This window comes from Candidatus Uabimicrobium amorphum, assembly GCF_009002475.1.
In the GTDB taxonomy this organism is placed as follows: Bacteria; Planctomycetota; Uabimicrobiia; order Uabimicrobiales; family Uabimicrobiaceae; genus Uabimicrobium; species Uabimicrobium amorphum.
The window spans coordinates 1,059,785-1,073,764 of sequence record NZ_AP019860.1; the positions used below are offsets into that span (position 1 = coordinate 1,059,785).

The 13,980-nt window shown below is 41.1% G+C and carries 10 protein-coding genes; 3 read left to right on the forward strand and 7 right to left on the reverse strand.

The window, feature by feature from the left end; translation table 11 throughout:
• Positions 1-64: 64 nt before the first annotated feature.
• Genes UABAM_RS03620 through hspQ form a run of 3 tightly spaced genes read right to left on the reverse strand, consistent with a single transcriptional unit; the run spans position 65 to position 3,993 of the window.
• Entirely contained in the window at positions 65-739 is a 675-nt protein-coding gene (locus UABAM_RS03620; RefSeq protein ID WP_151966639.1) for a sulfotransferase family 2 domain-containing protein, read from the reverse strand.
• Between the two features lie 11 nt (positions 740-750).
• Positions 751-2,793 (reverse strand): S9 family peptidase, encoded by a 2,043-nt coding sequence (locus UABAM_RS03625; protein WP_151966640.1) that lies wholly within the window; start codon positions 2,791-2,793, stop codon positions 751-753.
• A 30-nt stretch (positions 2,794-2,823) separates the two neighbouring features.
• Complete coding sequence (hspQ, locus tag UABAM_RS03630) at positions 2,824-3,993, reverse strand: heat shock protein HspQ (protein WP_151966641.1); 1,170 nt, start codon at positions 3,991-3,993, stop codon at positions 2,824-2,826.
• A gap of 40 nt (positions 3,994-4,033) precedes the next feature.
• Between hspQ and UABAM_RS03635 the strand changes: the two genes are divergently transcribed.
• Positions 4,034-4,705, forward strand: a complete 672-nt coding sequence (locus UABAM_RS03635) for a hypothetical protein (protein WP_151966642.1) — start codon at positions 4,034-4,036, stop codon at positions 4,703-4,705.
• Positions 4,706-5,025: 320 nt separating this feature from the next.
• A complete protein-coding gene (locus UABAM_RS03640) occupies positions 5,026-6,717 on the forward strand; it encodes a CoA-transferase (RefSeq protein WP_151966643.1) in 1,692 nt (563 codons plus the stop codon).
• Positions 6,718-7,264: 547 nt separating this feature from the next.
• Here the strand turns inward: UABAM_RS03640 and UABAM_RS03645 are convergent.
• The 3 genes from UABAM_RS03645 to UABAM_RS03655 are packed head-to-tail and all read right to left on the reverse strand — an operon-like array spanning position 7,265 to position 10,864.
• Positions 7,265-8,911 carry a mechanosensitive ion channel family protein gene (locus UABAM_RS03645; protein WP_151966644.1) on the reverse strand — a complete coding sequence of 549 codons (1,647 nt, stop codon included), beginning with the start codon at positions 8,909-8,911 and terminating at the stop codon, positions 7,265-7,267.
• 10 nt (positions 8,912-8,921) lie between these two features.
• Positions 8,922-9,806, reverse strand: coding sequence for a M48 family metalloprotease (locus tag UABAM_RS03650; RefSeq protein WP_151966645.1), 885 nt, complete (start codon positions 9,804-9,806; stop codon positions 8,922-8,924).
• A complete protein-coding gene (locus tag UABAM_RS03655) occupies positions 9,803-10,864 on the reverse strand; it encodes an alkaline phosphatase D family protein (RefSeq protein WP_151966646.1) in 1,062 nt (353 codons plus the stop codon). The genes UABAM_RS03650 and UABAM_RS03655 overlap by 4 nt, the downstream gene beginning before the upstream one ends.
• A gap of 415 nt (positions 10,865-11,279) precedes the next feature.
• Here UABAM_RS03655 and UABAM_RS03660 point away from each other — a divergent pair, with 415 nt between their 5' ends.
• Positions 11,280-12,143: a formylglycine-generating enzyme family protein gene (locus UABAM_RS03660; protein ID WP_229759352.1), complete on the forward strand. Its 864-nt coding sequence runs from the start codon at positions 11,280-11,282 to the stop codon at positions 12,141-12,143.
• A gap of 109 nt (positions 12,144-12,252) precedes the next feature.
• Here the strand turns inward: UABAM_RS03660 and UABAM_RS03665 are convergent, their stop codons facing one another.
• Positions 12,253-13,926, reverse strand: a complete 1,674-nt coding sequence (locus UABAM_RS03665) for a S8 family serine peptidase (RefSeq protein WP_151966647.1) — start codon at positions 13,924-13,926, stop codon at positions 12,253-12,255.
• Between the last annotated feature and the right edge of the window lie 54 nt (positions 13,927-13,980).

The following is a 13,980-nucleotide window of genomic DNA, read 5'->3' on the forward strand; positions in this document are numbered from 1 at the left end:
CTTCTGGTGCTGTTATTCTAGATGATATTTATTCCTCGTTTTCGTGGGAGAGTAGCGAGGCACCTTACTCATACTCGTAACCAAACACACGAATATCATTTTTATAGAGAGTTCTTATGATCTCTACATCTTTACTTGTTTTGTAGTAAGATCGATAATCTTTATTGCGCTTTGATGCGTTGATGTGCGGTAGTGGACTGTCGATGTTGAGGATAGCACATAGCTTTTGGTAATCGTGGTGTAAGTGTTCGAATTTACCGATGAAATCAAGCGCAATTTCGGAGTTATGATTACTTAACCAATAAGTCTGCGGTAAAAAATGTACCATTTCTTGTGGGTGATTCGCCACATAACTTAGGAACTTACTATACGTTTCTAAGTGTGGTTTCCTTGACTCTACCCAGAAACGATCGACTTTTCCCCACCCACCACGACATAAAAAATTGTATGCCGAAACCATTCGATCCCAAGGATTTCGTACGAAAGTGAATGTATAATAGTTACACATATCTAGTTGTTGCGAGACTTGACGATAGGTAAAGTGGTTGATATCTGTGCCGTAGATCGCTGTGGCAAGGCTTTTCCCCGCGGCTTTGGGGATGTGAAAAAAAACAAGTTTTTTTTCGCAAAACTCTGGGGGTAAATCGACCTTGCCTTTTCGTTTAATGACATGACCTACTTTACGACGAATGCGCCAATAAGTGAATAAAATGGCGGCACGGTATCGCGATATACTCATTGCTTACCTGTCTACTCTTTTATCCCCAACAGATGGAATAAAAAGGCATATTCCAAAGCGGTTAACTTATGTCGCTTAAAACGACCTGATGCTCCGCCGTGGCCTGAATCCATATCTGTATGCAAGAGTAGTAAATTGTTATCGGTTTTTATATCACGCAATTTGGCAACCCACTTTGCCGGTTCCCAATATTGAACTTGAGAATCATGAAGCCCAGTGGTAACAAGCATATTGGGGTAATCTTTGGCGGTGACATTGTCGTATGGTGAATACGACAACATATATTCGTAATATTCCTTGACATTGGGGTTCCCCCACTCGTCGTATTCGCCGGTGGTAAGAGGAATAGAATCATCGAGCATTGTTGTGACAACATCGACAAATGGCACTGCGGCAATTACGCCACGATATAAATTTTCGGACATGTTAATTACAGCGCCCATTAAAAGACCTCCGGCACTTCCGCCTTCTGCAAAGAGAAGATCTTTTGTGGTGTACCCTTTCTCTATAACATGTTCAGAGCAAGCGATAAAATCGCTAAAGGTATTTTTTTTGTTAAATAGCTTGCCATCTTCATACCAACCACGCCCCATTTCCTGTCCACCGCGGATATGTGCAATGGCAAATATAAAACCACGATCAAGTAGACTTAAACGTGCAGAACTAAAACTAGGATCAATGCTATGTCCGTAAGAACCATATGCATAGAGGAGAAGTGGATTTCCCGCATCGTTTTTTTTGTCTTTGCGATACACTAAAGATATCGGAACTTTAACACCATCTTGTGCTGTGGCCTCTATTCGCTCACTTTGATAACGATCACTGCTAAAGTCTCCGAGTACAGTTTGCTGTTTTAGCAATGTTTTCTCTTTGGTATTCATGTTGTAATCAAAAGTACTATTCGGAGTTGTGAGGGAGGTATAACCGTAGCGTAGTAGTGACGTATCAAATTCTCTATTCACCGAGATATACGCCATGTATGCTGGCTCCCCGAAATCGAGATAATGTTCACTCTTGTCATCCCATTTGATGATGCGCAGTTGTGGTAAACCTTTTTGTCGTTCTTCCACGACGAGAAAATCTTTAAATATTTCAATGGCCTCTATGAGAACATCACTGCGGTGAGCAATAACATCTTTCCAGTTTTCACGCGAAGTGTTATGAATAGAGGTTTCCACTAACTTAAAGTTTTTTGCCTGGTCATTGGTCACAATGTAGAATTTCTCCGCGAAATGATCCACGGAATATTCTAAGTCGCGCTTACGTGGCTCAATGATGCGGAAGTCTTCGTGGTAGTTGTCGGCATCGACAAAACGGTATTCTGTGGAAACGGTACTGTAGCAGCCAATCATGATGTATTTACGGGATTTGGTTTTATAAACAAATGTAATAAAAGTGTTATCATCTTCCGTATACACAACTTCGCGTTCTTTTGTTTTTAACGAATAGCGTAAGATGCGGTTTGGCCGTAGACTTTGCGGATCTTTTTCTGCGTAGAAGAATACAGCATTGTCATTTGTCCATGCCACACCACCAACTGTGTTTTCTATTTCGCAATCCGTAATCTCGTTGTTAAGCAAATTTTTGATGTACAGTTTATATTGGCGGCGTCCGTTGGTGTCTACACCAAAGGCGACTAAGGTATTGTCTTGACTGACATTTAGCCCTTTGACTTGGTAATAACTATGCCCTTCAGCTAAAACATTGACATCTAGTATCACCTGTTCTTCGTTTTCCAAATTTAAATGCTTACGACAGTAGACAGGATATTCTTTTCCTTCAAAGAATTTGACGTAATAGTAATACTCGTTTGCATAATATGGCACGGATTCGTCTTGTTGTTTAATACGTCCGATAATTTCATCGTAAAGCTTCTGTTGTAGGTCTTGTGTATGTTCTAGGGCATTGTCTGTATAACTATTTTCCTGATTTAAATAGTCGACTACTTGTGGATTTTCACGATCATTTAGCCAATAGTAGTCGTCAATGCGCGTATGGTCGTGGATCGTTAGTTCTTTTGGTATTTTTTTCGCTTTGGGGGTATTTTCCGACATAGAAACCTCTTTTAAATCTAGTGTGCGATGTTAATATTGGTTTGGCCAATTATTATCATTGCGAAAGTATTCGCCGTCTTTAAATTCACTGAAGAAATAATATACAAGTGGATGGATAATTTTTTGCTTGGAGGTATCCGCAACTAAATTGTTTTGCGCCACATAAGTATTGTGTGTTGATGTGTGTACTAAAACATGATACCATGGCTGATTACGTGGCGGCTGCGTCTGATTTGAATAATACCAGTTGTCATCCGCTTTGCATTTTAGGTCGTAATCAACAACAACACCTCTATATCCGTATTTGGTGTGTTTGACGAGCTGACCTATATGAAACATGGCATGATCTGTGGTGGGCGTTTCTTTATTATCGTCTTCCACCTCTTTGCGCAACTCTTCAAAATCTTTGAGAAGTTGCAATATAAATGCGGCATTTTGTGGCTCGTTTTGGTAACTACGAATTAGGTTTCGCAACGCACGCGACAAGATAATGTTTGTGGAAGATTTTAAATCTTCTTCTGTCAAATTGGCCGAAAATAAGTTACTAGTGAATAGTAAATGCTTTTCGTCGATAAGTAAACCATTGTTGTAGCAATCGACAAGTACACTGCGATCGTTGTAGTTTATTTTGGCTAAAAAATGACCGGGGAAATTGTATCCTTCTATATGAAAACCCAATCGTTCACCAATTAGGATGTAGATACTGGCAAGACTAAGTGGTATTCCCTTTTTTTCACGGATTACATGGACAAGATTACTATTGAGTGGGGAATGATAATCGTGTTGATTGGCTTTAAGTCCCTCATCTCCAAATAAAAATTGCGCCAAGGTTATTTCGTTTTTTTCTTGGTGAGTTTGCAGATATTCGTGGGCTATTTGATCGAGTAAGTATTTTACCTTAAAAGGGTATAGCCGTCCATTTTGAAAAGCCGCCAACCATTCCCATCCTTGCTCTAGTCGGGCAGTTTCATCGTAAATATCAAATAATTTGGGCCAAGTAAACCGTAGCCATTGACGGTTGTGTTCTTCAAATATACCGTGTAGTATTTCTCGTTGTTTTGCGTTAGGTCGCAACGATTGCCTGGCTAATTCAAGTTCTAAACTAGGACCAAAGCTCAACAACTCTTCTAGCACAGTATTCATTACTTCAGGATTTTCATCCTCGATAAGCTGCATTAAATATTTTAGTTGAGAAGACATCTTTTCACCATATTGAGATCACAAAGTAAGAGACAAACAAATGAATATATTTTTATATGTCGATGCTTCTGGACAATCTACAGACTCGCGATTGTGGGGAGTCCTTTTGATTATTGGGCAGTATGACAACAACAAACTTCCCTCTATTATAGAAAACTTTTCGCACAATTGCGAAGACTTTCGCGAATTAAAAAGCAAAAGCCTATCCCGAGAAAAATTACAAGAAATTACTTGTGAGGTACAGCAACAAACACACGCATATTTTCATTGTCAGCGATTCGCCAGAGATAATTATCGCAAAAAACGCGAATCATTTCTCTTTAAGTTAAAATCTCTACATTTTTCTCCAGGGCAAAATGTAATACAATTTTATAGTAGTCTAAAAAAAGCGAATCAAGTAAAATTTATATGCTTACTTGAAGTAATTGAAAACGCTTTGTCTAAGTTACCTAAGAGCATTGATGTTGATGAAATAAATATTTATATTGATAATGAGAATTTTCCTCCGGGAAAAAATTTACAGATTACCATTAGCGATTATGTTTATGCAACATGGCAACATTCTGCCAAGAAAACCAAAAAAAACAAAACGGTATATACCTACCCCGCTTGCGACTCACAACAAATTGCAGGTATTCAAATCATCGATTTATTTCTCGGTTATGTACGTTGTGTTTTTGATTGTGATAACAACATATTTATTGATTTGTAGTACCATGCCCAACAGCTCGCTGTTGTTTTGTCAAAGTGAAACTACTTCAACTTGCTGTTGGAATTGTACAGTTTGGTCGTGTAAGGTGTTGTATAGTTATTGCTTACGGTTAAAATCGTAAAATCATTTTGTTTTGTAGTTTCAGAGAACTACAATCTGAAATAAACTCCAGTTTTATTAAAACGGAACTTTCTCCAGGGTGTCATTCCTGCGAAAGCAGGAATCCACAATACAAAGTTGACTTGTAAACGCCTGGATCCCTTATCAAGTAAGGGATGACACAATAAGAGAGTTTTGTAGTTTCAGAACGAGGCAAAAACATGAATTTATCTTCAAAACTCTATCTTTTATATCGTATTGTAAAGTGGCGACTAACATGGAATCGACGTGATATCAACTACAAAGGGGCGGTTGATAATCCTAAGTTTATAAGTGCACGTCAAGCGGTGGAACTCATAAAAGACGATGATGTGTGTATGGTGGCAGGACTCGCAGGTAATCAAAGAATCTCTGTCATTTCTTGGGCATTGATAGAAAAATTTCACAAGGAAAAACATCCACAAAATTTAAAGCTCATTACCCCAGGAGGACAAGGTGGACGTGGGCGTGTTCCTGGAACACTGGAAGAATGGGCACTACCGGGAATGGTTTCCACATTAATCTCCGCACATCACGAGACATATCGTTCATTTTTAGAACTCGCCGACAAAAATGGGGTGGCGTTGCAATGTATTCCTCAAGGACTTATTGCTCTTTTGGTTGAGGCGCAAAGCAAAGGAGAAAAATATATTTCCACAGAAACCGGCATTGGTACCTTTTGCGATCCTCGTGTCGAAGGGTCTTGTATTATGGACCCCACAGGAGAGAATATGCAGCTATGCGAGGTCGATGGCGAAAAACTCAAGTATCACCTTCCACAAATCAACGTGGCTATTTTTAACGCCCCTGCTGCGGATAGCGAAGGCAATATCTATGTAAAGAATAGTGCGACGATTTGCGAATCGAAATATGCGGCATTGGCCGCGCGTCGCAACGGCGGTAAGGTAATTGCCAATGTGGGCAAAATAGTGGAAAAAAATGCGGCAGAAATCTATATACCTGCGGAAAATGTCGACGCTGTTGTTGTAAATCCCATCACCGAACAAACAGGTTTGTACCCACACATTAATTACAGTAAGGATCTAACTGTCCACCCACAATCGGACCTCGATTACGGAATCGAAATGATTCGCTTTGTCAACCGTGTGGCTGGTATTACGCCAAAGCGCGGCAAAAAAGATTTCGTGCTGGCGAGATTAGGGGCAAAGATTCTCGCACAAGCTATTCACAAAGGAGCCTATGTAAATATTGGAACCGGGTTACCCGAAGAGATATGCTACAATTTATACAAAAACAACTGTCATCACGATGTCAAGTTCTTTACTGAAGCGGGTGCAATTGGTGGGATTCCCGCCCCAGGTATTTTCTTCGGTGCGGCAGCAGCACCCGAAAGCATTGTTTCCTCTCCCGAGATTTTTCACAAAACCTACGAAAGGCTAGACGCGACAGTGCTCGGCTTTTTGCAAGTGGATAACAATGGCAATGTCAATGCATCGAAAAAAAGAGAGGGAGCACAAGGATTTGTCGGGCCAGGTGGATTTATCGATTTTACCAGCGTCTCGCAAAACATCTTTTTCGTCGGCTCATGGATGACCGGAGGAAAATTGAAGATAACCGACAATTCTATCTCTATTCAAGCGAAAGGGAAACCAAAGTTTGTAGAAGAGGTGCAACAAATTACTTACAGTGGCAGTGAGGGACTACGTAAGAAACAAAATGTATTTTTTATTACACATGTCGGTGTATTTATCTTAGAAAAAGAAGGCATTACACTAAAATATGTGATGCCCGGTATCGATATCGAGAAGGATATCTTAAACTTTTCGCCAATGAAGATCGCAGTTGCCGACGATTGCCAAGAAGTAGATCGCTCGATCATTAGCGGTAAAGGTTTTACATTGTCTGTAGTTTAGGTGGTATTCCTTCTCCCTCAGCATCGTCTTTGGGTTTGAAGGTGGGTTTTTATCGTAAGGATTCTTTCCCCGGATTGGTGCCCTCACCATCGAATTAGCAGTTACAGCGCAGCTGTAAACTGCTATTCTCATACCTCTCCCACAGGGAGAGGTGTAATGCGTCTCTTGTGTAAAAAACTAAATTCGCTTGAGTTGCGGGTCAAAAGTAGTGATTTAATCAATTTTTTAATTGAGGTTGTATTTTGGCTGCAACAAATAAAACCATAAGATAAATTCAGACGTGTTACGCCTCTCCCTGTGGGAGAGGCATGAGGCTTGTTGCTTTCAGCGTAGCTGAAATCTACAAGACGATGGTGAGGGCACCAATTCGGAGAAAGAATCCCTCCCCTCAAACCGAAAGACGATGGTGAGGGCACCAATTCGGAGAAAGAATCCCTCCCCTCAAACCGAAAGACGATGGTGAGGGCACCAATTCGGAGAAAGAATCTCTCCCCTCAAACCGAAAGACGATGGTGAGGGCACCAATACGGAGAAAGAACCCCTAATCTTACGATTCCCCATTTTTATTTTCATCTTCCTGTTCTCTATCCTCTTTATTTTTGTATATCTTTGTGGTGTTGCGTTTGGCGACATCAGAGGGCTTTAGTCTGCGCGTAACATTGGTGTCACGCGTACTTTCACTGTCACCATCCAAATTGAAAAATGAATATATTTTATTGAGTATTTTACTAATTTCTGCCTGAGTTTCGTGTACCGCTTCATCAAGGGTCTTTTGCGTGCTGGCTTTGCGTTGTACCATTTTTTTGGTAAATTCGGTACTCAGTCGCGGCTTTTTCTTGAGTAGTGGTGACATACTATCTTTACTTACTTCCACGACGGTTGTATCGGTTATGGCCTTCACCGTTGCAGAACGTTTTTCTCCGGTGAGAAGCGACATCTCTCCAAATTCCGAGCCTGCGCGCAATTGTGCTACTTCAATTTCAAAATCTCCGTCGTTTTTTATCACCACAACGGATCCTGAAATGAGGGCGAACAACGAGTCTCCATGGTCACCTTCGCTAATAATGGTCTCGCCAGCTTCGAAAACACGTAGGCGACTTCCTTCACTGAGTAGATGAATGTCTTCGATGTTGAGCGTTTTAAAAATGTCAATACCTTTTAGATATTCGGAAATACCCGGTTCGTTTATCTGTATTTGTGGCATATCACTTTTGGCGATGTGCATTTCCGTCATTGCCGGTGAAATACCATGTTTTGCCAATCTCCTTTGAATTTCCGACATGAGACTGGTTTTTCCACCCCATTGGGCATTGAAGTCTTCAAAATAAATATAGACCGTATATTTCATTGGACGTCCAACTTCACTTATGTATATACGTGGGGGAGGGTCTTGTAAAACCTTGGGCGTTTCTAGACAAGCATTTACCAGTATACGTTGCACAAATTCGGGGTTTATCTTACAATCAATCCATACTTGGAACCACAAAGCATATTTTTTTTCTGGTAAATCGAAGTTATGCACTATACTACTTGTCGCCACACTGTTGGGAATGACATATATACTGTTATTCCACGACAATAAACGCGTTGTGCGCCACGTAATGTCGACTACTTTGCCAATGATTCCTTCCTTTACCTCAATCCAGTCACCTATCTGATAAGGTTTTTCTACTGCGATTGCCAAACTGGAGAACAAGTTGCTGAACATACTTTGCAGTGATAAACCGATGATACCAGCAACAATTCCCGTGGGGATGAGTAGATTGCCGATGGATTTGCCAAAAACAAAGTTGGTAATGCCATATATGGTGAAAACAACTAAAATAGCGGTGGTGAGGCCACGTAGTAGCCGTGGACTTTCTTCTCCCGTGAGTTTAACAAAGCTTGTCGACCACCAAAAAAGGTCCAGTGCTTGAATCACTAGCTTTAGCCCCGCGATCCACAACACCGTTAGAAATCCGAGATGTATTTCGTAGAAGTATTTGTCTCCGGCAATTCCTAGTAACATGAGTTGCAAATCGATAAGTGCGAGTGGAATCAAAATGACGTTGCCAAGCCATGCAAATTCTTTATACGTTTTGCCAATGAATTGGACAACTACCAATAAAAAGAGCAGTACTAGAAAAAAAAGTGACACAAAAAACAACGGAATATTGTCTATGGACATTCCAAAAATTTTCAAAAATATCGACATACTAAAATCTCTACTTGGTTGCGGTGCGAATAATATTTTTCATTTTCTGTAGACGACCTGTTCTGACAACTAAACCATCTAAATCATACTCTGTAGAAAGTGCATATTGCAAACTTTCGTGGCGTTTTTTCTTTTGCGCATCACTAATGCTAATCTTATCGAGAACCTGCGGTGCAACGCGTGGATCGTAACCCACATCGGTTATATATCTTACGCCAAGCATATCCGCCTCTTGTTGTAATAATATTTCGGGTGTTAGTATCATTTGCTTATGCTCTAAAACCGCTTTATGGAAGTCTTTATCAGGAACGTCGTGTAGATTGGCAAGTTCTTTGCTCGCTTGGTATAGTATGCGTAACGATTGCGATTTCTTGATGGCGTTGAGCGCCTGTTTTTTGGCGATAGCTGCTACGGCATGTGCTAGAGCAAACGCCAGTTCTGCTTCCGAATCCAATGCAAGAATTAATCCTGAGGTGATAAATATAAAGCCTCCAGGAACGGCATATACATTTTTCTCATTAGAATGAACCACTGCGGTATGATAAATGATACCTGGACGATGACTTTCGCGGCCAATAATATTTGTCAATATATTCATATATAGTCCAAGTTCTTGATTCATAATTGGTTCGCCAAAACCTGGTGTGGCATACATGGCGAGGCCAACATTTTCTCCGTAGCGTCTTTCGTCTTCGTATGGTATATCACTCATTATCAATTTAACGGAACTCAATAATGAAGACGAGGCAGAGGAAGCGTTGCTTACAGATTTAGCTGTCGTATTACCAATCCCTGCTTTTCTTACAAGATCTGAATTTAGCGCTTGGTCCATTTCTTTGTCGATGCTTGTGCATGATAAGCATAGTACTGTGCAACACAAATATACTATTTTCACTTTTTGTCCTTTTTTTTGATTTGCAGTTCAGAGGCGCGAATAGTTTGTTTTATCTTAACTTTACCATTTATATCGAAAATTTCTAAGGAGATCTGGACATCGTTGCCAAGAGTCGTCAATGTAACACCTCCAAAATTTTCGCCCAAGTAAGACTTCATACGGTGTTTGTTAGGTCCCAGTCCTTCCCACACTTCGGTTAAACCACTAGAGGTTAAATCGTAGATGGGGTACAACCCTGGAGTTTGCACTTTGGATAGTTCTGCCCAGTGGGTATCTCCACTTACGAAAAATACACCATTTGCCTGGGTTTTGCGAATTAAATTTAGCATACGTTGGTATTCATCAGGCATATTTTGCCATGCTTCCCACCCATTAAAATACGTTAAAAATTGTGTACTTGTGGCAATGATGCGTACGGCGGCGGGTTTCTGTAATTCTTTTTCTAACCATTTCCACTGTGTTGCCCCCAGCATAGTTGCGCCCTCATAATTTACCGGAACATATGCCCCCATATATTTTTTTTTGCGCTGTAGTTGTTTTTCCTGATCGAGTATACGCAGTAGCGGTGTACGAAAATATCGTACATCGAGCAAAATAATTTGAATTTTTTTGTCGCCTAACGTATAGAAATAAGAGGTATATATTCCCGGAGTTTTTCTGCGCTGCGACTGTAAGTCTTCCCCAAAAAAATCCAAAAAGATTTGCTGAGATTCTTTTTTGCGACTATACGATGCTCCCGCATCATTGTAACCATAATCATGATCATCCCAAGTGGCGATAATCGGGCAGGTTTTTTTCAGCTTTTGAAATCCAGGTTCTGCGGAAAAACGTTTGTATTTCGCACGCATGACATCCATATCGGAAGTATCGGCATAAATATTGTCTCCGAGAAATAAGAAGACATCTGGTTGGGATGCAACAACAGCGTCCCATATTGGCTGCGGCTTGTCTTGGTGGCAACAAGAACCAAACGCCAAGTAAAAGTTTGTTTTGCTTTCTTGGCATATACAAACGACCGACAGTATTACAAAGATAAATATCACAACAACACGAGACATACTCTTGACCCTTTACAAAAAATTAGTTTCTACACAAATATGTTAGCGAAATTTTAGGCAGGATAACAGGATAAAATTCTTGCGAATATTTCGCATAAAAAAAGCCGTAGTTATTGTGATAACTACGGCTACATCGGCAAAAAACTAATTATTTCAGCATTCTTACTGGTTTTAGGTGGTAAAAAATTATTCAAATAATATTTGAATGTCTGCTGTTTGTGAATCGTTTTTGTAAATCTATTGAATAACGCTCATGTGTAATCATTAGATGCGGGTATTATAGAGATAAATGTAAGGATTGTTTGTGGGTTTTGTTAAGATTGTGTTAAGTTTTGATATTTTATTTCTAACAATAGCGAAGTAAAATTTTTTGTAGGCTTTTATTTTGCACTTAGATGTTATGAGGGAGTAAAAAATGGATAAAAAAATAGTCAAAGGCAAATCGTTACAGGAAGTAGAATCGCACACCAAATATATGGGATGTAGTTTTTATTTGGATTATGTAGATGGCGAAGATCTGGAAGAAACGGAGTTCGACAACTGCTCTTTTCGCGGATCGTTTCACGATTGGGGGAGGGATGAATATGGATTGTGGATGGCAATCACTTACAAAAATGTGCGTCAGGTGGTGCGCTGGATAAAACCGGGAACGTTTGTCATGGGGTCTCCACAGACAGAAGAGGGGAGGTCTTCTGAGGAGGTGCAGCATCAGGTGACGCTCAGCAAAGGATTTTGGCTAGCAGAAACGGCGTGCACGCAAGAGTTGTGGAAAGCGGTGATGGGAAAAAACCCCGGTAAGTTTAAAGGTGACCAGCGTCCTGTCGAAAGTGTAAGTTGGCATAATTGTCAGGCATTCATGGATAAATGGAACAAAGAGATAACAGGAGGAAAATTGAGTTTTCCAACGGAGGCACAGTGGGAATATGCGTGTCGTGCGGGAACAACAACAGCATGTAGTTTTGGGGAAACGATTACACCGGAACAAGTAAATTATTATACAAATAAAACAGTAGAAGTAAGATCACTGCCGTGCAACAGTTGGGGATTGTACGAGATGCATGGGAATGTGATCGAATGGTGTAGTGATTGGCATGGTGAGTATGGTGACTCAAAAACGACAGATCCTGTTGGAGCTGTTAGTGGTATGGGCCGCGTCATACGCGGCGGTAGCTGGCGGAGCTCGTCCAGCCTCGTGCGCTCTGCATTTCGTGGTTGGGACGAACCGGGCAATCGCTACGACTTCGTTGGTTTTCGGTTTTGCCTGATGTCGCAAAAGTAAAGAGTGGAACTGTGGATAAGTTTAGCTTGGGAGATTTGAGACGTTGCCCTAGTATTACAACCAGGGCAACGTCGATAAACGCTAATTTACTCAGCGATTGTGCGAAAAATTATTCGTTTACGGAAAATTCAACGACGAAATCTTCTTCTAGTGAGGTACCAAAAGGATCTTGAAGTTTTTCTGCGATTCCAGTAAAGCGATAATTTCCCGCAGGAAGTTTGTCAAAAGAGAAAACCACTTCATTCGAACCAATCAAATAATCAGCGTCTAGGTTAAGTTGTACTTGCTGACCATTGTCGCGATTTTCTAATTTCCAATTGTTTACGTCTTCAGCTGCTTCGCGGTCTAATAGATCCACGATCGCAACAGTTAGCTTGGTGACGTTTTTCAAAATCGGGATGGTTTTGTTGCTAAGTTCACGCAAACCGCGAATACGTGGAGCTAGGGTTTGCTTTTGTACGGCTTTGAGTGTATTCACACGACCAGCACCTAGTAAACCTTTGTATTTGTTGTTTACTTCATCGACATTGTCACAAGTTCTGAATAGGTGTGCCACAACTTGTTCGCGTGTCCACTGTGGATTTACCGACCAGATCATTGCCGCAACGGCTGCTGCATTTGGCGAAGCCATACTTGTTCCACTCTTGCGGCCATAGCTATTGCCAGGTAGTGTCGAAAGAATACCGGCTTTTCCACCACCACCAGGAGCAGAAACGTCCATGCCGATTCCCCAATTGCTATATGCACTTTTTTGATCGTCTTTTTCTTGGTCAGCAATGGTGCTTGCGACAAGTAAAATTTCGTGGAATGCTTGGCGTTTCGGGTTAGAAGCATAACCGTTTCCACCAGAGTTGAACAGCAATACACCGTTTTGATAAACGTACTTTAGAGATGCTTCGTATACAGGGTCCCCCACAAAGCCATTGATATTGAAACTTGTGGTGATGATTTGCGCACCGTTGTCTACAGCGTAAGCGTAGCTTTTCGCCACAACAGAAGATGTCCATGCGCCACTACCGTAAAAACGAATCGGCATAACATTCGCTCCGGGGGCGGTTCCGCTAATACCGGTTTTGTTGTTGCGTTCGGCAACGATAATTCCGGCAACGTGTGTTCCGTGAGAGCCACCACTTGGACGAGGATCATTGTCATCAGAAGAAAAATCCCAACCATCGTAGTCATCTACGTAACCGTTGTTGTCATCATCAATATTGTTTCCAGGTATCTCTTTGGTGTTTTTCCACATGCGATTTTTTAAGTCAACGTGGTCTATGTCAACACCGTCATCTGTTACCGCAACAACTACCGAAGATTTTCCTTGGCTAATTTGCCATGCTTCAGGATTCTTCATTACTGGGTGATGGTATTGTTCGCCGGTTTGCGGATCGTTTTCGGTGCTAATGTCTTCGCGAGGATCGCCTTCGTAAGAATAGTTAGGAGATGCCCACTTTACCGCAGAAGATCTACCTAGAGCACTAATTGCCGCTTCGACACTACTGCGACTTGCAATGCGATGCTCTACAACGCTTACCATACTGCCGTCTTTTTCGCGATAGGTAAAAAGAACTTTGGTGCTTTCCGCATCGTAAGGACGCAAACTCTTTGGCAATACAGCGTTTAGCCCCGCAACGTCATTTGCACGTATTCCTGCAGTGCTTTTTACTGCAAAAACAACTTCATTTTGTGAAGTAACGCGTTTGATATCGTTGGATTTTCTGTTACCGTCTTCTGCGAAAAGCATAGAGCAGAAGATAGCCACAACAAGTAAAATAAATTTTTGCATTCTCTGACTTCCATAAAAGCATTATCAGAATAGTTAAACAACTACATTAGTTGA